The 25,674-nt window shown below is 68.0% G+C and carries 23 protein-coding genes and 1 riboswitch; of the genes, 15 read left to right on the top strand and 8 right to left on the bottom strand.

The window, feature by feature from the left end; translation table 11 throughout:
- Window positions 1-60 precede the first annotated feature (60 nt).
- The 4 genes from acpS (at window position 61) to FK267_RS08710 (ending at window position 4,789) form a co-directional block, all read left to right on the top strand.
- Window positions 61-567, top strand: a complete 507-nt coding sequence (acpS, locus tag FK267_RS08695; protein WP_141406948.1) for a holo-ACP synthase AcpS — start codon at window positions 61-63, stop codon at window positions 565-567.
- Between the two features lie 261 nt (window positions 568-828).
- Complete coding sequence (gene putP / locus FK267_RS08700) at window positions 829-2,322, top strand: sodium/proline symporter PutP (protein WP_141406949.1); 1,494 nt, start codon at window positions 829-831, stop codon at window positions 2,320-2,322.
- A 138-nt stretch (window positions 2,323-2,460) separates the two neighbouring features.
- Window positions 2,461-2,611: riboswitch (FMN riboswitch) on the top strand.
- 133 nt (window positions 2,612-2,744) lie between these two features.
- Window positions 2,745-3,740: an ABC transporter permease gene (locus FK267_RS08705; protein ID WP_065362703.1), complete on the top strand. Its 996-nt coding sequence runs from the start codon at window positions 2,745-2,747 to the stop codon at window positions 3,738-3,740.
- 65 nt (window positions 3,741-3,805) lie between these two features.
- Window positions 3,806-4,789 carry an ABC transporter substrate-binding protein gene (locus FK267_RS08710; RefSeq protein ID WP_141406950.1) on the top strand — a complete coding sequence of 328 codons (984 nt, stop codon included), beginning with the start codon at window positions 3,806-3,808 and terminating at the stop codon, window positions 4,787-4,789.
- A gap of 56 nt (window positions 4,790-4,845) precedes the next feature.
- On the opposite strand, the gene hisG is transcribed toward FK267_RS08710, so the two are convergent.
- Both hisG and FK267_RS08720 read right to left on the bottom strand, forming a co-directional pair.
- Window positions 4,846-5,691, bottom strand: a complete 846-nt coding sequence (gene hisG, locus FK267_RS08715) for an ATP phosphoribosyltransferase (RefSeq protein WP_009406030.1) — start codon at window positions 5,689-5,691, stop codon at window positions 4,846-4,848.
- A 55-nt stretch (window positions 5,692-5,746) separates the two neighbouring features.
- Window positions 5,747-6,010 carry a phosphoribosyl-ATP diphosphatase gene (locus tag FK267_RS08720; RefSeq protein ID WP_010615230.1) on the bottom strand — a complete coding sequence of 88 codons (264 nt, stop codon included), beginning with the start codon at window positions 6,008-6,010 and terminating at the stop codon, window positions 5,747-5,749.
- A gap of 700 nt (window positions 6,011-6,710) precedes the next feature.
- Here FK267_RS08720 and FK267_RS08725 point away from each other — a divergent pair.
- Together FK267_RS08725 and FK267_RS08730 are read left to right on the top strand one after the other, a co-directional pair.
- Window positions 6,711-7,361, top strand: coding sequence for a DUF6318 family protein (locus tag FK267_RS08725; RefSeq protein ID WP_141406951.1), 651 nt, complete (start codon window positions 6,711-6,713; stop codon window positions 7,359-7,361).
- A gap of 263 nt (window positions 7,362-7,624) precedes the next feature.
- The gene (locus tag FK267_RS08730; RefSeq protein ID WP_141406952.1) at window positions 7,625-8,224 is read left to right on the top strand and encodes a zinc transporter; all 600 of its coding nucleotides are present in this window, start codon (window positions 7,625-7,627) and stop codon (window positions 8,222-8,224) included.
- 223 nt (window positions 8,225-8,447) lie between these two features.
- On the opposite strand, the gene FK267_RS08735 is transcribed toward FK267_RS08730, so the two are convergent.
- The 5 genes from FK267_RS08735 to FK267_RS08755 all read right to left on the bottom strand — a co-directional run bounded on the left by FK267_RS08735 (window position 8,448) and on the right by FK267_RS08755 (window position 14,325).
- Window positions 8,448-10,133: an ABC-2 family transporter permease gene (locus FK267_RS08735; protein ID WP_141406953.1), complete on the bottom strand. Its 1,686-nt coding sequence runs from the start codon at window positions 10,131-10,133 to the stop codon at window positions 8,448-8,450.
- Window positions 10,130-10,921, bottom strand: coding sequence for an ABC transporter ATP-binding protein (locus FK267_RS08740; RefSeq protein WP_141406954.1), 792 nt, complete (start codon window positions 10,919-10,921; stop codon window positions 10,130-10,132). Before FK267_RS08740 ends, FK267_RS08735 begins: the two co-directional genes overlap by 4 nt.
- A gap of 98 nt (window positions 10,922-11,019) precedes the next feature.
- Entirely contained in the window at window positions 11,020-11,775 is a 756-nt protein-coding gene (locus FK267_RS08745) for a response regulator (protein WP_141406955.1), read from the bottom strand.
- Window positions 11,772-13,160 (bottom strand): sensor histidine kinase, encoded by a 1,389-nt coding sequence (locus tag FK267_RS08750; protein ID WP_141406956.1) that lies wholly within the window; start codon window positions 13,158-13,160, stop codon window positions 11,772-11,774. Before FK267_RS08750 ends, FK267_RS08745 begins: the two co-directional genes overlap by 4 nt.
- On the bottom strand, window positions 13,153-14,325 hold the full coding sequence (locus FK267_RS08755; protein ID WP_141406957.1) for a DUF3866 family protein: 1,173 nt from the start codon (window positions 14,323-14,325) through the stop codon (window positions 13,153-13,155). Before FK267_RS08755 ends, FK267_RS08750 begins: the two co-directional genes overlap by 8 nt.
- Before the next feature lie 68 nt (window positions 14,326-14,393).
- Here FK267_RS08755 and FK267_RS08760 point away from each other — a divergent pair, with 68 nt between their 5' ends.
- From FK267_RS08760 to FK267_RS08800, 9 genes are all read left to right on the top strand, one after another.
- Entirely contained in the window at window positions 14,394-15,440 is a 1,047-nt protein-coding gene (locus FK267_RS08760) for a helix-turn-helix transcriptional regulator (protein WP_198498153.1), read from the top strand.
- 2 nt (window positions 15,441-15,442) lie between these two features.
- Window positions 15,443-16,468: a helix-turn-helix transcriptional regulator gene (locus FK267_RS08765; protein ID WP_141406959.1), complete on the top strand. Its 1,026-nt coding sequence runs from the start codon at window positions 15,443-15,445 to the stop codon at window positions 16,466-16,468.
- Between the two features lie 127 nt (window positions 16,469-16,595).
- Window positions 16,596-16,856, top strand: a complete 261-nt coding sequence (gene tatA, locus FK267_RS08770; protein ID WP_010615218.1) for a Sec-independent protein translocase subunit TatA — start codon at window positions 16,596-16,598, stop codon at window positions 16,854-16,856.
- 45 nt (window positions 16,857-16,901) lie between these two features.
- A complete protein-coding gene (tatC, locus tag FK267_RS08775) occupies window positions 16,902-17,711 on the top strand; it encodes a twin-arginine translocase subunit TatC (RefSeq protein ID WP_141406960.1) in 810 nt (269 codons plus the stop codon).
- A 49-nt stretch (window positions 17,712-17,760) separates the two neighbouring features.
- Window positions 17,761-18,744: a diacylglycerol/lipid kinase family protein gene (locus FK267_RS08780; RefSeq protein ID WP_010615216.1), complete on the top strand. Its 984-nt coding sequence runs from the start codon at window positions 17,761-17,763 to the stop codon at window positions 18,742-18,744.
- A 9-nt stretch (window positions 18,745-18,753) separates the two neighbouring features.
- A complete protein-coding gene (locus tag FK267_RS08785; RefSeq protein WP_141406961.1) occupies window positions 18,754-21,705 on the top strand; it encodes a DEAD/DEAH box helicase in 2,952 nt (983 codons plus the stop codon).
- A 58-nt stretch (window positions 21,706-21,763) separates the two neighbouring features.
- Window positions 21,764-22,681 carry a DUF808 domain-containing protein gene (locus FK267_RS08790; protein ID WP_141406962.1) on the top strand — a complete coding sequence of 306 codons (918 nt, stop codon included), beginning with the start codon at window positions 21,764-21,766 and terminating at the stop codon, window positions 22,679-22,681.
- A 58-nt stretch (window positions 22,682-22,739) separates the two neighbouring features.
- The gene (gene lnt / locus FK267_RS08795) at window positions 22,740-24,377 is read left to right on the top strand and encodes an apolipoprotein N-acyltransferase (protein WP_141407182.1); all 1,638 of its coding nucleotides are present in this window, start codon (window positions 22,740-22,742) and stop codon (window positions 24,375-24,377) included.
- A 66-nt stretch (window positions 24,378-24,443) separates the two neighbouring features.
- Window positions 24,444-25,283 carry a polyprenol monophosphomannose synthase gene (locus FK267_RS08800; protein WP_009406341.1) on the top strand — a complete coding sequence of 280 codons (840 nt, stop codon included), beginning with the start codon at window positions 24,444-24,446 and terminating at the stop codon, window positions 25,281-25,283.
- Between the two features lie 6 nt (window positions 25,284-25,289).
- Here FK267_RS08800 and FK267_RS08805 read toward each other — a convergent pair whose 3' ends face one another.
- Complete coding sequence (locus FK267_RS08805; RefSeq protein ID WP_010615210.1) at window positions 25,290-25,649, bottom strand: RNA polymerase-binding protein RbpA; 360 nt, start codon at window positions 25,647-25,649, stop codon at window positions 25,290-25,292.
- Between the last annotated feature and the right edge of the window lie 25 nt (window positions 25,650-25,674).

Below are 25,674 nucleotides of genomic sequence, written 5' to 3' on the forward strand. Positions count from 1 at the left end.
CAGTCTTGTCAAAGGGAATTCCTCAATGATTTGTAAGTCTTTCTTTTCTGGAGTTCGGTGATGGCGGAACCACGGCTTCCAGATACTCCGCAGACTCCCCCCGGTTCCGCTGTTCTGTCAGTGGGTACGGACCTGGTGCACATTCCGGGTTTCTCCGCCCAGCTCGAGCAGCCCGGCAGCGTCTTCGCACAACGCGCCTTCACGGCGCGCGAGCGCCGAGAGGCCCGAAATCGTTCGGAGGAGAGGGGAACCAACCCGGCCCAGCACCTGGCAGCGCGGTGGGCGGCCAAGGAGTCCTTCATCAAGGCCTGGAGCCAGGCACACGTTCTGTGCGCAAAATGTCGCGGAACGAGTACCTCTCCGGTTATCCTGGCCGAGGACGTCGACTGGCGTGAGATCGAGGTTGTCACCGATCGGTGGGGCCGGCCTTCTTTGCGCCTGAGCGGCACCGTTGCCCACGCTGTTGAGCGCAGCCTCGGAGAGGAGGTATCAACCCCAGGGTGTTGGCCGGTTTCCATGAGCCATGACGGTGACTACGCCGCGGCCATCGTCCTTCACGTGCGTTGAGTCGTGCCCACACAGAAGGACCGGTGAGGAAACCTTGACCATGATCCAGTGAGCGGTCACTGCTGCCCGTCATGTCACGTACGGATTTGCACATCATCCGTAGTGCTTGATCTGTCACTCATGGTCGCGCCATCAGGAACATCAACGACGAGCCGCGATATGCCGCGTGCGCCGATCCGGATCACTCACGAGACTCCAGGAGTCCTTTCTCCAACGGCTGCAGCGGTATATCTCCCCTCTGACTGACGTGAGGACATATAGATGACTGCCACTACCTATCAAGCCATCGCGATGATCGTCTACTTCGTGGCCATGCTCGCCATCGGGGGCTGGGCCTATCTGCGAACGGACAACTTCGACGATTACATGCTCGCCGACCGCGACCTCAATCCTTGGGTGGCAGCACTGTCGGCGGGAGCCTCGGACATGTCGGGGTGGCTGCTGATGGGACTGCCGGGAACCCTGTACGTCAGTGGACTGGTCGAGGGATGGATCGCCGTCGGACTGACGGTCGGAGCCCTGGCCAACTGGCTGCTGGTGGCCCCGCGTCTGCGCGCCTACACCGAGGTCGCCAACAACTCGATCACCGTTCCCAGCTTCCTGGACAACCGACTCCACGACACGCATCGGTTGCTGCGCTGGTCCAGTGGCCTCATCATTCTGGTCTACTTCACCTTCTACGTTTCCTCCGGCATGGTCGCCGGCGGCCGTTTCTTCGAGTCCTCCTTCGGAATGGACTATCGCCTCGGCATGGTCATCGTCGCCGCCATCACCGTGGTCTACACGCTGATCGGCGGGTTCCTGGCCGTGTCCTACACCGACTTCGTGCAGGGAGTCATGATGGTGACCGCCCTGGTCATGGTGCCCGTCGCGGGTGTCATTCGGCTCGGGGGACTGTCCAACCTGAGGCAGGCCATCGCCGAGGTCGACCCTCACTACTGGGTCATCTGGGGGCCGACGACGACGCTGCTTGGCGTCATCTCGGCACTGGCCTGGGGCCTGGGCTACTTCGGTCAGCCGCACATCATCGTCCGGTTCATGGCCATCCGCAGCCCCCGGGAGGCCGTGGCCGGAGGCACCATCGGAATCGGCTGGATGCTCTTCGCCGTGCTCGGTGCAGCCGGCACCGCGATCGTGGGCGTGGCCACCTACCAGCACGACAAGAAGCAGCTGGCCGACCCGGAAACCGTCTTCATCACACTGGGCAAGTTGCTCTTCCACCCGTTGGTCGCTGGTTTCATGCTGGCTGCCATTCTGGCCGCCATCATGTCGACGATCTCCTCCCAGCTGCTCGTGACCTCCTCAGCGCTCATCGAGGACCTGTACGGCTCCTTCGCCCGCACCCGGGAGGAGAAGATCAGTGGCAACCGCATGGTGCTCTACTCGCGCATGGCAGTCTTCGCCATCGCCCTGGTCGCGGCGGTCATGGCCTGGAACCCCAGTAAAACGATCCTCGACCTCGTGGCCTTCGCCTGGGCCGGCTTCGGCGCCTCCTTCGGCCCCACCATTCTGCTGTCCCTGTACTGGAAGCGCTTGAGCGCCATGGGAGCCTTCGCCGGAATGATCACCGGGGCCGTCGTCGTCATGATCTGGGGGAACGTCTCCGGTGGCCCGGGCGGCATCTTCGACCTCTACGAGATCGTGCCCGGATTCCTGAGCAACCTCGCTGTGGCCGTGGCCGTATCTCTCGCAAGTCAGCCCTCCAAGGAGATCTCCGAGGAGTTCGACGCCGCCGTTGCGGCCTCACGGGCGTAGCCGGCCCACACCATTGCTCGCGGCGCTGTGGATCATCATGGCGCCTTGAGCGGTCCACGACTGCTGTGGTGACCCAGAACGATGGTCACCGCAGCGGCAGTGGCCCCGTAGCGATCAACGTTGTATCCTTGCGGCCAGCAACGTGCTCCGGGGTCGGTGAAAGTCCGAACCGGCGGTCACAGTCCGCGACCCGCTCGCACCGCAGCCGCTTGAGGCGGCCATGGATGCAGCGGCTGAGCCGGTGGAATCCCGGCACCGACGGTGAAAGTCCGGAGGGGAGGATGCGCGTGGCGCTCAGCGGGGAGACCCGCAGCTCGAGACAACGTCCCAAGCTCACGGACAGCCGTGAGCTCACCGGGAGGTGAACCGGGCGAGCGCCCAGCACGTGTGTGCGCCGACCGACGGCACACAGGCGGACCCCGGTGCAGCCGGGAGCACCCGTTCCCGGAACGATCCGGGAGGACACCGCCGTGTACAGCCCCAGCCCCATCGGCAAGGCCGCACGCTCCTACGCTTCCCCCACCGCAGTATCCCGCGATGCCCACGAGCCGGTGACGTCCTCAGGCTCGCCAGCGCCCTCGCCGGCGGGGTCCGTCTTAGAGCCGCCGCAGACGCCGCCGCTTCATCGTCAGCCTCCTATCCGTACTGCAGGCCGCCACGGCCCGTGGCCGGCGTTCCTTCTCGGCGCTACTCTGCTCGTCGCGTGGCAGGCCGCCGCGGCCTCAGGCGCCGTTCCGGCCATCTTCCTGCCCAGTCCGCTGGCCGTCATCACGCGGATGTGGCTGGGCCTGACCCAGGCAGGACTGGCCGCCTACGCCGGGGTGACGCTCAAGGAGGCGCTCCTGGGCTGTCTGCTGGCCGCGGCCTTTGCGCTGCCACTGGCCTGGGTACTGCACCACTGGCGGTTCTTCTCCCGGGCGGTGCTGCCCTATGTCGCTGCGAGCCAGGCGGTTCCCGGTATCGCCTTAGCCCCGCTCCTCGTCCTGTGGATCGGCTACGGCACTCTGCCGGTGGTGATTCTGTGCGCCTTCATGGTGTTCTTCCCCATCACGATCACCGTGCTTCTGGGGCTGCGGGGCCTGGACACGGACATCATCGACGCCGCCCGGCTCGACGGCGCGTACGGGCTGAGCATGCTCGTGCACATGGAGCTGCCCATGACGCTTCCGGCGATCTACACCGGACTGCGCACAGGGTTCACCCTGTCGATCACCGGCGCGGTCGTCGGAGAGATGATCATGGGCGGTGACGGCCTGGGAATGCTGTTGTCCACGCAGCGCGACAAGGTGGACACCACGGGCATGTTCTCCACCATTGCCCTCCTGTGCATTCTGGCCACCACCATCCACTGGGCGCTCCACGAGCTCGAGCAGCGCAGCCGCACGGTGGACGCCCTGCGTGGCCGGCGTGCCGGCTGAGCTGCCCGACCATCGCGCCCTCGCTCCCATCGCCCTGCCCTGATCCCCCTGGAAAGGAAACACTCATGCCCCTCTCGCGCCGCCACCTGCTCGCCAGTGGTCTCGTCCTGAGCGGAACCGGCGTGCTCGCCGCCTGCTCCTCACAGTCAAGCAGCCCACTGACGATCGGCCTGACCTACACGCCCAACATCCAGTTCGCCCCCATCTACATGGCCAAAAAGAACAGCAAGTACGCCTCCGGGGTGAGCCTGCGTCATCACGGGGCCCAGGAGGGGCTCTTCGATGCTCTTCTGAGCGGAAAGGAGCAGCTTGTCGTGGCGGGAGCCGATGAGGCCGTCGTCGCCGCCTCCAACGGGTCTGATCTTGTCGTCGTCGGCGGCTACTACCAGTCCTATCCGGCCTGCCTCATCGTGCCGGAGAGCTCGCCAATCAAGACACCCGCGGACCTCAAGGGCAAGACCGTCGGCACGCCGGGACGCAAGGGGGAGACCTGGTACGCCCTCCAACTGGCCATGGACACCGCCTCCCTGAGCGAGTCCGACCTGACGATCCAGGACATCGGCTACACCCAGCAGGCTGCGCTCGTGGGTGGCAAGGTTGACGCCGTCGTCGGCTTCTCCAACAACGACGCCGTGCAGATCAAGCAGGCCGGCACCGCGGTGCGCACGATCCAGCCGTCCGAGTCGATCCCCCTCATCGGCGTCTCCCTGGTGACGACCCGCAAGCTGTTGGACTCCAGGCGTGAGGACCTTCAGGCGGCGGTCAAGGCCTCAGTGGAGGGCATGACCGCGTTCGTCAAGGATCCTGACGCCGCGGTCGAGGCGACCAAGGAGTACGTGCAGGACCTGGTTGACTCCACTCAGGCCGCCAACGCCCGCGAGGTCGCCGTGGCCACGGGCAAGCTGGTCAGCGGGGAGGGCAAGGCGGCCGTCGGCTCAGTGCGGGTCGACGACTTCACACCGATGATCGAGTTCCTCGCCTCCCACAAGATCCTGGGCGACAAGAAGACACCCAAGGCCGCCGACATCTGCGAGCCCCTGGGGCAGTAGAGCGCAGGGGAGTGGGCCAGGGCGTCCGCCCCGGAAACGTCACCGGGGTAAGGCGTCTACAGCCGACAGGCCAGCAGCGAGGAGACGAGGATGGCGCGCGCCCCGACCTCGTAGAGCTCGTCCATGACCCGGTTCATGTCGGCTCGCGGGACCATGGCACGCACCGCCACCCAGTCGGGGTTCTGCAGCGGGGAAACGGTGGGGGACTCGATGCCCGGGGTGAGGGCTGTCGCCAGGTGCAGCTTGTTCATGGGGATGTCGTAGTCGACGAGCACGTAGGCGCGGGCACGCAGTACCCCTTCCAGCCGCCGCACGAGCGTGGCCAGCCCGGGCTCTGCGCGGAACTGCTCGGTGGTGATGAGCACGGCCTCGCTGACAAGGATCGGATCCCCGAAGGTTTCCAGGCCGGCGGCCCGCAGCGTCGTGCCGGTCTCGACGACGTCGGCGATGAGGTCGGCCACGCCCAGCTGGACGGAGGACTCCACAGCGCCGTCGAGGTGAACGGTCTGGGCATCCACACCTCGAGCAGCCAGGTAGCTGCGCACCAGGACGTCGTAGGAGGTGGCCACCCGGCGCCCGGCGACGTCGGCCAGGGAGCTCATCGTGCCCTTGGGGGCGGCGAAGCGGAAGGTGGAGCGGGCGAAACCCAGAGGCAGGTGCTCGACGGCATCGACCCCGGAGTCCAGGAGCAGGTCGCGGCCGGTGATGCCGGCGTGGACGGTGCCCTGGCCGACATAGACGGCGATGTCGCGTGGCCGCAGGAAGAACAGCTCGACGTCGTTGGCCTCGTCGACGAGCACGAGCTCACGGCCGGTACGGCGGGTGCGGTAGCCCGCCTCGGAGAGCATGGTGATGGCGGGGTCGGACAAGGAGCCCTTGTTCGGGACAGCGATACGCAGCACGGCGGTTCCTGATCTGTGGTGGGGGAGTCGAGTAGGAGGCGTGAGGGGGCGGGGACTACAGGTAGCGGTAGACGTCCTGAAGGCTGTAGCCCTTGGCGACCATCATGACCTGGGCGTGGTAGAGCAGCTGGCTGATCTCCTCGCAGGCGGCCTCATCGGACTCGTGCTCGCAGGCCATCCAGGCCTCGGCGGCCTCCTCCACGAGCTTCTTGCCGATGAAGTGGACTCCGCGGTCCAGTTCCTCCACGGTCCCGGAGCCCTCGGGGCGGGTGGCCGCCTTGTGCTGCAGCTCGTCGAAAAGGTCCTCAAAGGTCTTCATGGGCCTAGGCTATCGGAAAGCCGGTGAGACACTGACCGACCGTTGTCCCATGACCTCGGTAGAACCGGGCCGGCTCGCAGCGCTCGGTGCCGGTGACGCAGGCAGCCATCTCCGAGTGACGTTTTGCCCCGAGGCGACGGCAGGCCTCTATGGCCGCAGAGACCAGCTGCCGCAGATTGATTCAATCCCGGATGGAGGCGTCTCTGGCTGCCCGGGGCGGCTGACCTCATCGCCACCGGCCAGATGCTCGGGATGAGCCCGACGATCGGCAACTACGCGAAGTCTGCTGCCCCTTGTGAGGGGCTTGAGGCCGTCCCACCCTGAGGTTTTCCACAGGGTGTCCTTGGGGGCTGGTGTGGGGGTGTTGGGGCGGGTAGTGTCAATACACCGTCTGGACGGGCAGTGTCGCCCGACCTGGCGGGGTACGAGTTGTTTCGGTGGCGAGGAGGCTTCCGTGATGAGTGCGTCCCTACGATCTGCTGCGCCCGTGGGTACGCGGCAGCCAGTTCCCGGTCCGGGCCGGTGGAGAGTGTCGCAGCGGGGCACTGGTACGCATGGCAATGGCGGCCACCTGAACTGTCATGGCGTCAGTGAGTCTGCGGAGCGGGCCCGGATGGCGGTCGGGCCGGAGTGGTTGAGCAGGCCGGTGCTGTTGGGGCGCGGTCGGCGGCCAGGGGCTCGTCTTGGGCGTTGGAGGGGTGTGGCCGGACTGGCGGTGGTGTGTGTGCTGGCGCTGGGGGTGGCGGCCTGCTCGGTGAGGGACGCCAAGGCTGAGGCCAGCGCGAGCGCCAGTGCCAGCGCGTCGGCGGCTATTGCTCGGGCCGAGAAGGGCATTGCGGATGCCAACGCCAGTGCGACCGCTTCGCGCGAAGCCGCCCTGACTCCTGAGCTGCGCGCCAAGCGCGACGCGGCCCTGTCCGAGCCCGCACCGGCCAAGCCCCCGCAGCTGAACGAGGAGAGCGCTGAGGGCGCAGCAGCCAGCGTCGGCTACTTCCTCGACCTCTACCGCTACGCCTTCATGACCGGGAAAACCAAAGAGGTTGACTCCATGAGCGAGAACGGATGCGTCTTCTGTAAATCAGTGATCGACCGAGCAAATCAACTACACAAAGATGGAGGATGGGCTGATAAGTGGGACCAAGACATCACGAACGTCAGGTACTACGACAAACTCGAAGGATATGATTACAGTCGAATCGAGGCAACCATAAACTACGGAGAAATGACCTCTTATTCTGGGGGAAGTTGGGAAAAGAGTGTTGCACCTCCCACCGAAGGACAGAAAGTGCGTTTCGCCATTAGGTACGTCAACGGGGGCTGGGCGATCCGGGAAGGTGAAGTACTGCAATGAACCATACACCTTCCTCTATTGCCGCCTATCTGATCTTATCGTTGACATTATTTGTTTCGGTCGAGGCTGCCGCTCTCGGCATTGGTTGCGACAATGAGGGAAATAGTAAAGACTCTTCGGGAACTAATATTCAGTTAGGTGCAAACAACTCGGGTGACTCGACTCAGTTTACCGGAGATAAGCAGGTAACCATCGAATCCCCATCGTCAGGAGAAGGAGACCCTTCATCCAGTTCTCCAACCGTTCAGGCTTCGGATCCGTCGATGTGGGAGGAGCAGTCGCATCGGGAGTGCTCGCCGGAGAAGGACGCCTACGGGCTGGACAAGTACAAGTGCAACCTGGCCACCCTCAACCGCCCCGGCGGGCCCGACCAACCCACCAACACTGACAGTGGTGGCCGTACGGTCACGGTCACCACCCGCCAGGCCGCCACCCTGATCGCCTCGGGCTCGGGCATCACCCGCCAGCCACCAGGCCCCAAGGTCATCATCTCCAAGGCCTTCATCGTCTACACCAACCCCAGCCCCCAGCACCAGACCACCACCATCCTGGGCACCTCCATCGAGGTGGAGTTCACACCCACCTCCTACACCTGGGGCTGGGGAGACGGCACCACCACAACCACCACCGACCCCGGCGCCCCCTACCCCCACCAGACCGTCACCCACCACTACCAGCACACCGCCACCGGCGTCACCACCACCCTGACCACCACCTGGACCACCAGGTACCGCCCCACCGGCGAGGACCAGTGGCGACCCATCGAAGGCACCATCACCACCACCGAGACCTCCACCCCCTACGACCTGGTCCGCATTGTCACCTACCTCACCGACGACGCAGAAGAAGCCCAAGGCCACTAACCCCCACACCCAGCACACGCGGCCGCACCCCAGACCACCAGCTCGGCCGGCGAACGGTGTCACGAACGGCGACTTTTAAGAACACGCTTGGTCGATGACCGTCGAGCCCTGACACGTATGCACAGGCCAGAGCCCTACAGGCCCAGGCACGCCAGCCGACGGACACCCTAAAAGTCGCCATCCGTGACACCGAGGGCGCACGGCACACCGACAACACCCCCACTCAGTCCCGGATGGCGGCGCGCCGGGCACCTAGGGCCGCTGTCCCCATCGCCACCGATCCGATGAGCAGGCTGAGGACGACGATCATCAGCCAACGCTCGGGAAACTGGTGAGCGATACTCATCCAGCCCCAAGGGGCCAGCCGCCACAGCCAGGTGGCCGCCAAGACCTCGTTACCGCCGATGAGCAGCCCCATGATGACAAGGATGATGTTGAGGACGATCGCCACGACGATCCGGGTGCTCAGAGCCACCGCCAGGCTGACGGCCGCGATCATGAAGGCAACGGCCGGCATCACCATGAACCCGTAGACCGGGCCGGTCACCGCCGGCAGGGTCGGGTCGGTGCGGGTCAATGTGTCGCCCAGGACCGTCATGCCCCAGGAGGCGCCCAGGACCGGGATGAGGAAGAACCCACTCAGGACCGCAACTGAGGTCAGGATGGCCCCGGCACCTCGGCGGGTGATGAGCGCACGCCAGGCAGGTTGGAGACGTCCCCACACCGTGATGCCGACGAGGGCTGCGGCAACCGGCACTCCCATGAGCTCGAGGAAGCTCTGCCCGTACCCGGGTGGGTACACGATGTGGAGGATCCCCAGGAAGGCAAGCAGCAGGACCGCCAGGACCACCCACACGATCCAGGGCAGAACGCCGGCCATCGCCAGGACGGCACTGCGCGGCCCGGGAACATGGGCCATACGGGTGGTGGGCGTGGCTCGACGAATCGGGATGCTTCGGGGTCGCGCGCCTGGGGCCTGCTCCGGTGACTGCACCGAGACGGTCTCCGACTGATCGTCAGCGGCATCCCTTCCGCCAGGAAGCAGCCGGCTGAGTCGGGAAACCGACGACGCCGAGGACCCGGTACCACCGGAAGCCCCGCAGAGTACGGCCAGTCCGACGCCGGCCAGGGTCAGGCCGATCGTCAGCAAGAACCCGGGCAGGAGCGGGTAGCCCCACACCGGCGAGTCCGCCTCGAGCAGCACGCTGCTGCCGTGAACGCCCAGCAGGGGCAACGGGACCCTCGCCGTCCAGGCCCACGGGAGCATCCACCAGTTGCTCCGCTCGGCCTGGACCACGCCCGCCACGGACCAGACGAAGCCGAGGACAGGGGCGACCCCTACGGAAACAACTCGCAGCACATGGAAGGCTGCCATGCCCCAGGCGCAGGCGCCAGTGACGACGATCCACATGTAGGTGGCGAACAGCAGGTACCGGTCCCAAGGCCCCCAGCCGTTGCCGACGATGAGGGCGTGCCCCACCACCGGGGCGACCAGCGCCACCTGGCAGGCAAGCGCGGACAGGCTCAGGACCACGAGGCGGGCACCCGCCACCCGGCGCGGCGCGACGGCGCGCCATGCCGTCCCACCCTGACGCCACCGCTGCTCACGCCACTGGGCCATCGCCCCGGTCAGCAGCCCCAGAGGCACGGCGAAGCCCCCGGCATACATGTGCATCCACGCCAGGGCATTGCCGTTCCACTGGAGCTCCGTGACCACTCCTGAGGAGATTGAGGCGTTCGCCAGGATGATGGTGTGAACGGTGAAGATGAGAGTCGCCCCGATCACGCCCCAGGTGAAGGTGCGCCGACTGCGGGTGAACTCAGCGCGCACCAGGTCCCACAGGCCTACTCTCACCTTTGCCGTCCCCTGTGCCTTCACCCGGGTCTGCGGCTGCACAACGGTGCTCATGCGCGCACCTCCGTCCCGGCGGGGCGTCCGCTTCCGGTGACTGCCGCTAGGAATGCCGCCTCCATGGCCCGTTCGTCGTCGGCGTCGGCGAAGTCGGCCAGCGGCCCCTCGTAGACGAGGCGCCCGGTCGCCAGGACCCCGATGTCGTCACTCATGCGGGCGATCTCCCCGAGCTGGTGGCTGGAGACGACGACGGTGCGTCCCTCGTCGGCCAGGTTCCGTACGAGATCGCGCAGCTCGATGATGCCCTGAGGATCCAGTCCGTTCTGGGGCTCGTCGAGGATGAGGACCTCCGGGTCGGTCAGAAGTGCCATAGCCAGGGACAGGCGCACCTTCATGCCCGTGGAGAAGGAGCCGGCACGCTTTCTGCCGACTCCAGCCAGCCCGACACGCTCCAGGAGCGGGGCGATGGCCTGCGGCGAGGTACCGGTCAGACGGCAGTGGACGAGCAGGTTGCGTCGCGCGGACAGCTGGGGAAAAAGGGCGGGGCCGTTAATGGAGGCCCCCACCTGGGCCAGGCTGCGACGGGAGAAGGGAGCCCCCTGGATTTCCACACGCCCGGCGTCGGGTGTGAGCAGCCCCAGGGCGATGTTGAAGGCGGTCGACTTGCCCGCCCCGTTGAGACCGAGCAGCCCGTAGACACGGCCGGGATAGGCCGACAGGTCCAGATCGGTGAGGACCTTCTGGCGACCAAATGACTTGGAAATCCCGGCGAGCCTGAGACCGGGCGTCAGGCCGACGGCGTGGGTGGGGGAGGGGGGAAGTGATGATATTGCGGTGGCTGTCATGGTTCCATGCTCGTGCGCACCAGTACCTCAACGGATCCCCACCAGGGATACAGTCCGCATCCGCTCCCACACTCCCGTCTCCTCCCTGGGGAGGAGAGCTACCGCGGCTGGACGAGTCCCGTGGTCAGGGCGTAAATGACGAGCTCGACCCGGTTGTGGCAGCCCGTCTTACCCAGGATCGTCTTGACATGGGACTTGACTGTCGACTCGGCGACATGGAGCCGCTCACCGATACTGGCGTTACTCAACCCCTGGCACACCAACGCGAGTACGGCGTCCTCCCGACCGGTGAGCGCCTCGTAGGGACCCGACGGCGCCCCCACAACGGGCACAGCCCCATCGATCGGTGCCGACGGGGAGGCCAACGACGGCGGGGCACCAGGTCCGGTACCTGCATCAAGATGCGCCAGAACGGTTCCGGTGACGGCCGGATCCAGCCAGGACCCTCCGCCGGCGACGACGCGGATCGCCTCCAGCAGTGTCGCCGGCTCGGCGTCCTTGAGGAGGAAGCCGTGGGCGCCGGCACCCAGCGAGGCCAGGACGAGCTCCTCATCATCGAAGGTGGTCAGGACCAGAACCCGCAACGAGGCAGTCGCCGGTGAGGCACGCAGCTCGCGAATGGCACTGACCCCGTCCAGGACCGGCATCCGCAGATCCATGAGCACAAGGTCGGCCCCTCCGTGGGTACCGGTGGCTCGAGCGGTCAAACCCTCGACGGCCTGACGCCCGTTGACGGCCTCCAGAACCACCTCCATGTCGGGCTGTGCGGCCACGAGAGCACTGAAGGCGCTGACCAGCAGCGGCTGATCGTCGACAACAGCCACCCTGATAACACCGGTTGTCCTGGTCGTCATCTGCAGTCTCCTGATTCTGTCTCGCCGGCGGTCATGGCGCTCGCGGGCAGCTCGAGCGGCGCCACCGGGAAGTCGACATCAATGGTGAAGAAGCTGTGGTCCCCGTTGTTGTGGATGCCGTGGGTCATGGTTCCGCCCACGAGCCTGAGCCGCTCCTCGAGGCCGACGAGTCCGCTGCCACCGAAGGGGGAGTGCTCTGCGACGTCGGGCACCGGGTTGGCGACGTGAAGGTGGCAGGAGTCCTGCGACAGTGTCAGGCTCAGCTCGATCTGGCCGGTTCCGTGCCTGACGGCGTTGGTGAGGGTCTCTCCTACCAGACGCACGAGGGTGAGGCGTTGTATCGCAGACCACGCCGAGTTGCACCGCTCCAGGACCTCCGGTTCGGGAAGCACGGCGCTGATCCGGCTCCCCGAGCTGCGAGTGGTCTCGATGAGGGCCGGGATGGTCCGCAGGTCCGCCAGGGGAGTGATCTCGCCGGCGTCGGAGCGCAGCACGGAGACGAGCTGGCGTACGGAGGCCAGGGAGGCATCGGCCGTGTCACGCACCGTGGTCAGCGTGCTGCGCAGCCGTTCCTCGCCTCCCAGGGCCAGGCCGGTGGCGGCCTGCACCTTGATCGTGGTGAGGCTGTGGCCCACCAGGTCGTGGAGTTCTCGGGCCAGGCTCAGGCGCTCGGCCGCAACCGCCTGGGCCGCGGCGATGCCGACGTCGAGGGCCTGGTTCTCGGCGATTCGGCGCCGGGAGGAGGCCAGCAGGTAGGTGAGTACCACGGCACCGACGAAGACCAGGCTGGAGAGTGCTCTGACCAGGAGGATGGTTCCGTCCCAGCCGGAGCCTGTCGTCGGGTCGGCGTCTGATTCGTAGGGCGGGGTATAGGAGGCGAGGGTAACGGGGTTGACCAGGGCGCCGGCCAGAGCCAGCAGGAGTGCCGCCGTGCCCCAGCGCCGGTCGGGCTCCCAGCGGGTGACGGTGTAGAGACTAGTGATGGCCGTGGCGATGATCGGGTTGAGGCCGAGGTTGACGGGGGAGAGGACCACGAGGATCGCGTAGGCCGCCAGCAGGGCGTAGGTCGCGATGAAGGAGACACGCAGGAGACGCAACCGTCCGAACTGCGTCAGCGCCAACGCCAGACACAGGGCGAAGTCCGAAACATAGATGGCATAGCCGCCGAAGCGCAGGATGAAGGTGACCGACTCCAGTGCGAAGGCGAGGAAGACGGCCCCCAGGGCGAGATCCACGACCGGGATCGAGTAGTGTGCCCAGCGGCCTCTTCGCCCCGGCACCATGCGGTGACGGGCCTGCCAGTCGTAGGCCGCTGACAGACTCGCTGTCGTCGGCAGCGCTGCGCCGCGGGCTGCGGCCTCCAGTCGGCCGTCTCGATCAGCCATGTGCCGTTCCTTCGTCAAGGATATGGCGCGCGTGGCGACCCGCCGCCGCTGCGGCGATGAAGGCGGCTGCGTCCTCATCCAAACCTCGTCGCATGGTGGACAGCCTGACCCCGGTCTGCGCCTCTGCAGCCCGCAGCAGCTCCAGGAGCCCGTCGGCGGGAACCTCGACGAGTCGGTGCTGCCCGGCGCCCGGCCGGGGCGCGCACAGAGCCTCGGCCTCCCGACGCACCTGCACCCCCAGCGGCCCCTCCAGGCCGGGGACGACGACGTCGGCCCCCGCCAGCGCGACTCGCCCGTAAGCCGTCATCGAGTGGTGGGACACGCCCCGGTGGCGGGCGCGGGCATCGGCGTCAGAGACACGCAGGCAGGCCACCGGGTGTCCGCCCAGCGTGGCGATGGCGTTGATCGCGTCCCCGCAGGCTACCCCGGAGAAGCCCCAGGGCGTCTCGGTGCCCAGGTTCCCGGGCCCCTGGATGACGATGGCGGCGTCGGCGCGCAGGACGTGACGGGCCGCCAGGAGCGCGTTGTGAACGCTGACCGCCTCAATGTCACCGCCCCAGGCCTGCCCGGCCGTGATGGTCCCGGTCAGCCACCCGGCCTGGCTCAGGGCGGCAACGACACGTGAGTAGGCCAGGGGCAAGGCCCCGCCGTCGGTCATGATGTAGGCGACTCGTGGCTGCTCCTGGCTGTCGGGGGAGCGCAGCCCGGCGAGCACCGCCGGCAGGCTCGAGTGCAGGTCGGCAACCATCACCGGCATCCCCTCCAGATGGAGGCTGCCGATCGGCTGGGACAGCAGGCCGTGGTGGGCCGTGCCCTGCTCGTCGACACCGGTGACCATCACCTGGTCCGGCATGTAGCGGGCCTTGACGAGATGCCCCTCGCGCGGCGGGTCAGGCGGCAGGACGTCCAGGCGAGAGCTGACCATGGCGTGCCCGCCCGTGCCCAGGGCGCGGTCGAGGGCTGAGACCTCCAGCCTCACCCGCTCGGCGGCGCCGGGCAGCCCGGTGAGGGCCTCGTAGGCGACCGCGCGGATCCGCTGGCCGGGCAGCAGGCCGTCCGCACCATTTGGGGCTCCGACGATCTCCACGTCCAGCTCGGCGCAGGATCGCCCCGCGGGTCCCCATGTCGTCCTGGTCCCGGTCACTACGCCGTCGCGCCACATCATGGCGGCAGACTATCCGGGCGCGCGCGCCACCAGCCGCAGGCCACCGGACTCTCCTAGGCTGGGGCACCGTGAGCCAGCCGACCCGTAGCACCGAGGAGCGCCTGGTGAGCCTTCTGCTCACCTTGCGCAACACCACCACCGGTCTCAGTGCCGAGGAGCTCGTGGCCAGTGTGCCGGGATACGGCTTGGCGGACCCCTCCACCAATCCGCTCTCGGCTCGCCGCAAGTTCGAGCGGGACAAGGACACGCTGCGCGAGCTCGGTATCGAGGTGACCACCACCGGGCGCCCCGAGGAGCCCCGGTACCGGGTCATCGAAGAGGACTACACCCTTCCCCCGCTGCATCTGAGCGCCGAGCAGGCCGCCTGCCTGGGCCTGGCCGCCTCCGCCTGGCGCGACGGTGACCTTCCCGCCACGGCCCGGCGGGCCCTGACCAAGCTGCGTGCCGTCAGTGAGGGACCGACCAGGGGCGGCTCTGCCGGCCTGCCGGTCCTCACCGCGGACCTGTCCGGTGAGGAGATCCCCGAGGAGCTCATCACCGCGGTCGACGAGCTCCGCCTGGTCACCTTCGACTACGTCTCGGCCCGCTCGGGCAGCACCCGGGCCCGCACTGTCGAGCCGCACCACCTGCGCCTGGCCGAGGGGGCCTGGTACCTCGACGCCGTCGAGCCTGCAGGCGCCCACAGCCCAGACGCCAGCAGACAACCGGAGGAACCGGAAGGAACCGCCGTCGGGCTGCGGACCTTCCGGCTGGCTCGCATCACCGGCCCAGTCACCGTTCACGGAAACCCCGGAGCCTTCACCCGGCTTCCCGCCAAGGAGCCCAGCCGCCGGCGCGCACTGCTCGCCGCCCTGCCGGGGCGTGCTCTAGGACTGCGTCTGGCCGGAGCCCACCTCGATCCGGCTCAGCGCCCGCAGGCAGAACTGCCTGCTCTGCCCGCGCACCTGGAAGGCCGTGATCTCATCGCCGTCGAGTACGAGGATCCCTTCTCCTTCGCCGGAACCGTGGCCGCTCTTGGCGACGCAGTCGTCGTCCTCGCCCCCGAATCCTTGCGCCAGGCGGTCCTGTCCCACCTGCAAGGCGCCGCCGGGCTCGCGGCACCGGAGGGGGAGTGAGGATGGCGCGCGTGTCCGCCTCCGACCAGCTCACGCGGCTGCTCGCCCTGCCCGCCTGGGTCGCGGAACACCCCGGCGTGACCGTTGCCGAGGCCGCCAAGCACTTCGGCGTCACCCCGGCCGTCATTGAGCGCGACGTCAACACGCTGTGGATCTCCGGCTTGCCCGGCGGCATGCACGGGGACCTCGTGGACTTCGACGCTGCGGACTTCGAGGACGGACGCCTGCGCCTGTCCGAACCGCTGGGGCTGGACCGCCCGGTTCGCCTCACCCGGCAGGAGGCGATCTCTCTGCTCATGGCGCTCAGGGTGCTCGCCGACCTCCTGGCCGACGACGAGGCCTCCGCACCCGTCATCGCCTCCACCCAGCAGGCGGTGACCGCCCTGCTCAGCTCTGGCACCCCCACCGAGGACTCCGACACCCGCGTCGATCCGGGAACCGTCACCACCCCCGGCCCAGGGCCCGCACACGCCGGACGTTCCAGCCATGCGTCCCGGATTCTGGCCACGGTGCGCTCCGCTCTGCAGGACAGGCGCCGCCTCCACCTGGTCTATGTCTCCGCCACCGACACCCCCTCGGAGCGAGACGTCGATCCCATCACCCTGGAAAGTGATGGATCACATATGACCCTGGTGGGCTGGTGCCTCAGCGCCCAGGCCGAACGCAGCTTCCGCCTGGACCGGATCACTGCGGCAGAGGTGCTCGACACCCCGTCTGTGCGGCATCGCGCCTCGCGCCGAAGGAACCAGCCCGAGGCCGGTCGTTCCGCGGAGGACAGGCCTCGCGGCACTCTGGTCCTGCATCCGACGGGCCGCTGGCTCGCAGAGCAGATCCCGTGCCTCTCACAGGAGGAGACTGCGGACGGCAGCCTCAAGGTCGTTGTGGAAGGACGCGACCGGGCCTGGCTCATCGGACTGGTTCTCTCGGCGGGCCGTCACCTCATTGCCGTCGAGCCTGCGGATCTTGCCCACGACGCCACCGAGGCCGCTCAACAGGCCCTGAGCTCCTATGACACTGATGTGGAGTGAGGGCGCCCCAGGAGCAGCCGACTCCGTCCGCCTTGGGGGGAACCGACGGTGCCGTCGTTCAGAGGTACCTGCCGGGGAGGCTACACTCAGCCCGTATCGATAGCCTCGACCACCTAGGAGTAGCACCATGCGTTTTCAAGTCTGGCACATGATCGTTCTGCTTGTCCTTGTACTGGTTGTCTTCGGTTCCGGCAGACTTCCCGATATCGCGAAGAGTGTGGGTCAGTCCATGAAGGTCTTCAAGAAGGAGATCAAGGAGCTGCGCGACGAGGACGACGACAAGAAGCCCGCCGCTCAGATCCAGCAGCCTCAGGAGGGCACCTACTACACCGAGCCCACCCAGTCCGGTCAGACCGCTCAGAGCACCGAGGGCTCTTCCCAGAAGTGACGTCATCCGGCCGGAGCCGGTGACCTGGAGACGAAGGAGGCCGTGGTGCCCAAGCTCCCTCGGATCAAGCGATCGAGGCGCAGGGACAACCCCGAGGCGCGTATGTCCATCGGGGACCACCTGCGCGAGCTGCGCAACCGGCTCTTCATCTCGGCCCTGGGCATTCTGGTCATGTCGGTCGTGGGCTATGTGCTCTACGAACAGGCCTTCTCACTCATCACCCGACCGATCGAGGCCGCTAATGCCCGAGGCGCCAACCTCACATTGAACTTCGACACGATCCTGGCCTCCTTCGACATGAGGCTCAAGGTGTCGATCTGGCTCGGCGTCCTGTTCTCCGCGCCACTGTGGATGTACGAGTTCTGGGCCTTCGTGGGACCGGGCATGACTCGCAAGGAGAAGGCCTACACCTGGGCCTACGGTGTTGTAGGACTGCTGCTCTTCTCCGCAGGTGCGGCTCTGGGAATGTGGATCATGCCGCATGCGGTCGCCATTCTCACCAGCTTCATCCCCTCCGGTCCTACAGCGGGACTTATCAACGCAGGCGTCTACCTGGCCTTCGTCATGCGACTGGTCCTCGTCTTCGGGATCGCCTTCCTTCTGCCCGAGCTGCTCGTCGCCCTCAATATGCTCGGGCTCATGAAGGGCTCGACGATGCTCAAGGGCTGGCGCTGGGCGGTTGTCGCGATCTTCACCTTCATGGCCTTCGCCAACCCGCTGCCGGATCCCTGGTCCATGATCTTCATGGCACTGCCCGTCACTGGCCTGTACTTCCTGGCCTGCTTCATCTCCATCACACATGACAAACGGGTGGAGAAGAAGCGTGCTGAGCTCGAGGCCGCCCTGGCCGAGTAGCCGGGTGCTCACCCCCGTCCCTGCCTGACTTGTCCCGCCCTTTCCTTCGATGCGTATCGCTCTGCTGTCCAACCCCTCTTCGGGAAGAGGCCGTCATGCGGCCGCCGACGACGTCGCCCGCCGGATCCTGACCGGGGCCGGCCACGAGGTCCTTCACGTCCGTGGCAGCTCCTACGAGCAGGCGCGTGACGCAGGACGGGCCCTCCTGGGGGACGGGCCGCACCGGAACGTTGAGGCACTGGTGGTCGTCGGCGGGGACGGCATGGTCCACCTGGGGGTGGACATCGTCGCCACGACGGGTGTGCCCCTGGGCATCGTGGCCACCGGCACCGGTAACGACATCGCCAGGCACTTCGGTCTGCCCAGCCGGGACGCGGAGGCCTCCGCTCGCCTCATCAACCAGGCGCTGTCCGGGAAGGGCTCCATCACTGCGGTGGACGCCATCTACGCCTCCCGCCCCGACGGCACCCTGCTCGCCCCGCAGCGTCGCTGGTCCCTGGCCGTGGTCAGTGCCGGGGTGGACGCCGCCGTCAACGCCCGCGCCAACACCCTCTCCTGGCCGGCCCGTGAGGGACGTTACGTGCGCGCCTTCACCGCCGAGCTCGCGACGCTGGCTCCCTACGGATACCGGGTCACCACCGACGAGGGCACCTGGGAGGGGCCGGCGCTCCTGCTGGCGGTGGCCAACACCCGTTACGTCGGCGGAGGCATGGACCTGGCGCCCCAGGCGGACCCCGCCGATGGCCTGCTGGAGGTGCTGCGCCTGGATCCCGTGGGCCGCACCCACCTGCTCGCCCTCTTCCGCCGGCTCTTCCGCGGCACGCACCTGACCGACCCGGCCGTCCACGTGGAGCGCAGCTGCACCGTCACCATTGAGGCGCTCGCTGAGCGAACCGGCCGTGATCGGGGCCTGCGCCCGCCTCCTCACCCCTTCGCCGACGGTGAGCCGCTGGCCGAGCTGCCCCTGCGCCTTGAGGCCGTTCCCGACGCCGTCCGGCTGCTCCTACCAGCTCCGGGCCGATCGGGCCCGTAGGGTGTTGCCATGAGCTCACCAGCCGAGCGCTATGCCGCATCTCGTCGTCGACAGGCCGCCTCCAGCAGTGAGCTCGCCCGCTTCGCCCAGGGCTACGACTTCCCCCTCGACCCTTTCCAGGAGGAGGCCTGCGGAGCCGTCGAGAGGGGAGAGGGTGTCCTGGTCGCCGCCCCGACAGGCGCCGGCAAGACGGTGGTGGGGGAGTTCGCCGTGTACCTGGGCCTGGTCCGGGGGCTCAAGACCTTCTACACCGCCCCCATCAAGGCGCTGAGCAACCAGAAGTACCTGGACCTCGTGGCCCGGCACGGTCAGGAACGGGTGGGGCTGCTGACCGGTGACACCTCCGTCAACCCCCACGCGGACGTGGTGGTCATGACCACCGAGGTGCTGCGCAACATGCTCTACTCGGGCTCGCGTGACCTGGACCGGCTGGGCTTCGTGGTCATGGACGAGGTCCACTACCTGGCCGACCGCTTCCGCGGGCCGGTGTGGGAGGAGGTCATCATCCACCTGCCCGCCGAGGTCCAGGTGATCTCCCTGTCTGCCACGGTCTCCAACGCCGAGGAATTCGGCGACTGGCTCGGCCAGGTGCGCGGCAGGACCGCCGTCGTCGTCTCCGAGGAACGCCCCGTCCCACTGACTCAGCACATGATGGTCGGACGCCGGCTGCTGCCGCTGTACTCCCACCCCGCAGAGATACCTGAGCAGTCCGAGCAGACCGAGCAGACCGAGCTGGAGCGGCAGCCGTTGCAGACGGGGCAGCCCCCGCTCAACCCCGAACTGCTTAAGGCCGTCAAGCAGGCCAGGCGTGCCGCCGCCTCCGGTGGCGCCTCCAAGAACAGCTACCGTGGCCGCGGTGGCGGTTCGGCCAGGGGACCGCAGCCCTGGAAGCGCTCCGCCCGAGGGGGACGGGCGCCTCGCCGTGGCGAGGGGGGAGCCCGCACGGCAAGGTTGAAGCCGCCCTCACGACTGCAGGTCGTCACGGCCCTGGAGGGGGCGCGCCTGCTGCCCGCGATCGTCTTCGTCTTCTCTCGGGCGGGCTGTGAGCAGGCCGTCCACCAGGTGGTCAGCGCCGGGGTGGACCTGACCACCGAGGCCGAGGCGGCCCGAATCCGGGAGGTCATCGAGCGGCGCACGGCTGACATCCCCGCCGGCGACCTGGGGGTCCTCGGCTTCCACTTCTGGGCCCACGCCCTGGAGCGCGGCGTCGCGGCCCACCACGCGGGACTGCTGCCGGTGTTCAAGGAGACGGTGGAGGAGCTCTTCAGCGCGGGCCTGGTCAAGGTCGTCTACGCCACCGAGACCCTGGCGCTGGGGATCAACATGCCCGCCCGCACCGTGGTCCTGGAGTCGCTGCGCAAGTGGAACGGCTCGGCCCACGTCACCCTCAGCCCGGGGGAGTACACCCAGCTGACGGGGCGGGCCGGGCGACGTGGCATCGACGTGGAGGGCCACGCCGTCGTGCTGGCGGCTGACGACGTCGAGCCGGCCACGGTCTCCTCGCTGGCCTCCCGGCGCACCTACCCGCTGGTCTCCGCTTTCCGTCCGACCTACAACATGGCCGTCAACCTGCTTGAGCGCATGCCGCGGATGCGGGTGCGTGAGGTGCTCGAGCAGTCCTTCGCCCAGTTCCAGGCCGACCGCGGGGTCGTGGAGCTGGCCGCTCAGGCTCGCCGCAAGCGCCGCAGCCTGGAGGGCCTGGAGAAGGACATGACGTGCCGTCTGGGCGACTTCCGCGAGTACGCCTCCTTGCGCCAGGCCATTGCCGACGCCGAGGCGGACCTGTCGCGGGACAAGTCCGCGGCGCGCCGCAGCGAGACGGGACGGACCATGAGCTCACTGGGACGCGGTGACGTCATCGTCTTCCGCAAGGGGCGACGCCGCCGCCACGGCATCGTCCTTCAAGTCGGTGCCGACCGGACTGGAACCCCCACCATCACGGTGCTGGGGGAGGATGCGCGAGTCGTCGCCCTGACCCCGGACACGGCACCGGACGGGGTCATGCGCGTGGGCGCGCTGCGGGTGGCGGACTCGGTGGACCCGCACCGGCCCCGGGACCGGGACCGGCTCGTTCAGCGTCTGGTCGACGCACTGCGTGCCGGGGACCTGGAAGGGAGCGGTAAGCGCACGCGCACCCGCTCCAGCCGCGCCCAGGCCCGCCGAGACAGCGCGATCGAGAACCTCGAGCGACTGCGCCACGAGATGCGCTCCCACCCCTGCCATGGCTGCCCCGACCGGGAGGAACACGCCCGGGTGGGCCGCAAGTGGTCCAGGGCCAAGGCCGAGGCCGAGCGCCTTCAACGGCGCATCGAGACCCGCACCGGCACCATCGCCCGCCTCTTCGACGCCGTCTGCGAGGTCCTGCTCGAACTGGGCTATCTGCACCCTGTGGACCGGGGCCACCCGGAGCGCGAGCTGCGGGTCACCGGTGCCGGCAAGGTCCTGGCCCGGATCTACGCCGAACGGGACCTGCTCATCGCCGAGTGCCTGCGCACGGGAGTCTTCGGGGACCTCAGCGCCGCGGAGCTGGCCGGGGCACTGAGTGCCTGCGTCTATGAGCCACGACTGAGCGCACAGTCGATCGGGCTGCCCGTGGCGCCCGGCTCCAGGCTCGGCCAGTGCCTGCGCGCACAGCTGGGGGTCTCGCACCGAATCCACGACCTGGAGTCCCTGGCCCGCATCGAGGCCTCCTCGGGCGCGGAGCCGGCACTGGCAGGGGCCGTCCAGGCCTGGTGCGACGGCGCGCAGCTGGCGGACATCCTGGACGCCACGGAGCTGACGGCCGGGGACTTCGTGCGCTGGTGCAAGCAGCTGCTCGACGTCGTCGGGCAGATCGCGAGCCTCTCACCGCCACCGGATGCCATCCCCGAGCAGGCCAGGGCGGTCACCGACCTGTCGATGCGCGCCGCCGAGGCCTCCCTGGATCTCAATAGGGGAGTGGTGAGCTGGTCGGCCGTGTGATGCGGCGGCTAGTAGTCTCGTTCCAGCCGATACTCCGGACGACAGGACTCATGCCCCTATGTCAGGCTTCTTCGCCCTTCTCGACGACATCGCCACGCTCGCCAAGCTGACGCTGTCCACTGTTGACGACACGGCCTCCATGGCTGTCAAGACCTCGGCGAAGGTCTCGGCGGCCGCCGTCGACGACGTCGCCACCACCCCCCAGTACGTCACCGGCATCACCCCGGACCGGGAGCTGCCGATCATCAAGAAGATCACGCTGGGCTCGCTGCGCAACAAGCTCCTCATCATCCTGCCGATCGGTCTGCTGCTGACCGCCGTGGCTCCGTGGCTCCTGCCGGTGGCGCTCATCGTCGGCGGCGCCTACCTGTGCTTCGAGGGCGGGGAGAAGATCCTGGAGCGCTTCGGCGGTGCTGCTCACGCCAAGGAGGAGACCGGCCCGGTCAACGAGGCGCAGATCATCCGTCAGGCCATCACCACGGACTTCGTCCTGTCCACCGAGATCATGCTGCTGGCCCTGGCCGAAGTGGAGGGGGAGTCCTCCATGCGGCGCATCATCGTGCTGGTCCTCATCGCCCTGCTCATCACCTTCGCCGTCTACGGCCTGGTGGCGGCCCTCATCAAGCTCGACGACGCCGGGGCGCACCTGGCCGGGCAGGGCCGCACCGGCACCATCCGCTCCCTGGGCCGCGCGATCGTGACCTCGGCTCCGGCGCTCTTCCGCGGCATCGGGATCATCGGGACCGTGGCGATGCTGTGGGTCGGCGGCCACATCCTGGCGGCCAACCTCGCCAAGGTCGGTTTCCACCCGCTGCACCACGCCATCGAGTGGGCCGAGGAACTCACCCACAACCCGATCCTGTCCTGGATCACCGGAACAGCCATGTCCTGCCTCATCGGAGCCGTCATCGGCACCCTGCTGGCCCTGGCCTGGCGGCCCGTGCATCACGCTCTGGCCCGCCGTCACAAAGGTTAACTATCAACGTACCCGTATGCTTCACCGCGTGACAGTGCCCTCTCGGTTGCCCTCCCGGATGCTATCTCAGTCCCCCAGCTGGCTTCGTCGATCAGCCCCGGCGGTGGTGGCGCTGCTGGCGGGGCTGGCCACCTACGCCGCCTTCCCCCCGGTGAACCTGTGGTGGTCGGCCCTCATCGGGGTCGGGGCCTTCATGCTCCTCATTCGGGGACGCCGCTTCTGGGCGGGCACCGGTCTGGGACTGCTCTACGGCTTCGGCCTGTTCACTCCACTGCTGCACTTCACGATGGTGGGCATGGGCAACCCGATCGGCTGGATCGCGCTGACGCTCTTCGAGTCCCTCTACCTCGCCGCACTCGGCGGGGCATGGTCCCTGGTGAGCCGCCTGCCACTGCTCCAGGGTGCTGCCCGACGGGGGCGGCTCACGCGGCGTGTGCCGGCCGGCGCGGCCGACGTGCTCTTCTTCGCCCTGCTGTGGTCCGGGATGGAGGAGCTGCGCTCGGTGTGGCCGCTGGGCGGTTTCCCCTTCGGGCGCCTGGCCTTCGCCATGGCGGATGCCCCTGTCCTGCCGGCGGCGGCCTATGTCGGCAGCGCCGGGGTGGGCCTGCTGGTGGCACTGGCGGCCGCATGCATCGCCCATGCAGCTCGCTCCATCTATGAGCGCCGCGCGATGCCGGTCCTCGCCTGCGCAGCAATCGCGGCGGCTGTGCTCGTTGCGCCCCGGACACTGCCCCTGGAGACGCGTGCTGAGAACGGTACCGTCCGGGTCGGAGCCGTCCAGGGCAATGTGGCCACCGACTTCGAGGACGCCTTCAACCGGGCCCTGGAGGTGACCGGTAACCACGCCAAGGCGACCAAGCAGCTGGCCGCCGACGTGGGCCCCGGCAGCCTCGACATGGTCATCTGGCCGGAGAACTCCGCGGACCTGGACCCTCGCGACTACCCGGCCTCGGCGAGCATCGTCGATGAGGCCGCCCAGGCGGCCCAGGCGCCGGTGCTCGTGGGCGCGGTTCCTGTTGTCGGCGACATCCGCTACAACGACGTCCTCATCTGGAATCCCGGAGACGTCTCGGGCAAGACGGCTCATCCCTACTACCGCAAGCACCGGCCCGTGCCCTTCGCGGAGTACATCCCCTCCCGCTCCCTGGTACGTCGCCTGACCACCCAGGTCGACCGGGTCGGCATCGACATGCTGCCCGGCACCGGTCCCAGCACGCTGACGGTTCCGGCCGTCACCCAGGGCCGGGACGTCACCTTCGCCATGGGCATCTGCTTCGAGGTCGCCTACGACGACGCCCTGCGCACCGGCGTCGAACAGGGCGGGCAGGCGATCATCATCCCGACGAACAACGCCTCTTTCCTCGACTCCGGCGAGGCGGCCCAGCAGCTCGCCCAGGGCCGTGTCCAGGCGGTGGTCCACGGCCGCAGCGTCATCCAGGCCTCCACCGTCGGCTACACCGCGATCATCAACCCCCGCGGTGAGGTCGAGCAGGTCACCCGGCCCTACACCCAGGCGAGCCTCGTGGCCGACGTTCCGCTGCGCAGCTCGCAAACCGTCGCCGACCGGCTCGGTGCCGCCCCCGGCATCATCCTCCTCACCGGTGCAGGGCTACTGGTGGGAGCCGGTATCCTGAGCCGGCTGCGCTCAGGGCGGAAGGCAGCGGCTGCGGCCGGAGATCGCCGGCGTCGTCACTGATCTCAGATAACCTCAGGGCGCCGCCACTAGCCTCGGCGCCACACGACCCCAACCTTGGAGACAGAAGTGAAGGCACTCGTCGTCATACCCACCTACAACGAGATCGAGTCCCTGCCCACGGCACTGGACCGGGTCCGCGAGCACGCTCCTGAGGCCGACATTCTCGTCGTCGACGACGGTTCCCCCGACGGCACCGGAGACTACGCCGACACCCGTGCCGACGAGGACTCCCACATCCATGTCCTGCACCGCTCGGAGAAGAACGGGCTGGGCCCGGCCTACCTCGCCGGGTTCTCCTGGGCACTGGCCGCCGGCTACGAGCTCATCGTGGAGATGGATGCCGACGGCTCCCACCGCGCCGAGGACCTAGCCCTGCTCATTCAGCGCGCTGAGATGGCCGACGAGCCGGACCTCGTCATCGGCTCGCGGTGGGTTTCCGGCGGCGCCACCGAGGGCTGGGATGCCAAACGTGTGGCCCTGTCCAAGGCCGGGAACCTCTACATCAACGCCATGCTGGGGCTGCGCGTCAAGGATGCCACCGCGGGCTTCCGGGTCTTCCGCGCCTCGATCCTGCGTCGCATGGACCTCGGGAAGGTCGAGGCCCTCGGCTACGGGTTCCAGGTCAACATGACCAAGCTGGTTGACGAGATCGGCGGCCGCATCGTGGAGATGCCGATCACCTTCCTGGAGCGGGAGGCCGGGCAGTCCAAGCTCTCGGGAGGTATCTTCACCGAGGAACTGTCCCTGGTGACCCGCTGGGGTGTCGCCAAGCGCTCCGGCCAGCTGCTCGATGCGGCCAAGGTCGCCGGAAGCAGGCTGCGCGCTGCCCGCGACAAGCGCCGTCGGGCCGCCGCCGGGTACCAGCAACAGCGTCCGACGAGCTCATCGCGGCAGAAGCGCTCCTGACGGCTTTCAGCCGCTGACCCGCTCGCGGTAGACCTCACCGCTGCGCAGCGCCTCGAGGCGCTCGTTGAGGAGAACCTCGAGCTCATCGACCTTGCGGCGCTCCAGGAGCATGTCCCAGTGGGTGCGCGGGGTCTTCTTGGGCTCGTCGGGCTCGGGCTCGTCCTCGCCGCGCCGGGCGGCGAGCTGGCCGCACTCGGGGCACTCCCAGGTGGGAGGCACCTCGGCCTCGGTGGACATCGGGATCCTGGTGACGTGCGCCATCGGGCACTCGTAGCTGACGATCATCCGCTCGGCGAACTCGACGCCGTCCTCCGACTCCATCGACTTCGCGCCAATGGTCATGCCTCGCAGTGCGCGGTCTGCCATGCTTGTGGTCTCCTTGTGGCTCGTC

It is taken from the genome of Actinomyces oris (assembly GCF_006546825.1).
Taxonomy (GTDB): Bacteria; Actinomycetota; Actinomycetes; order Actinomycetales; family Actinomycetaceae; genus Actinomyces; species Actinomyces oris.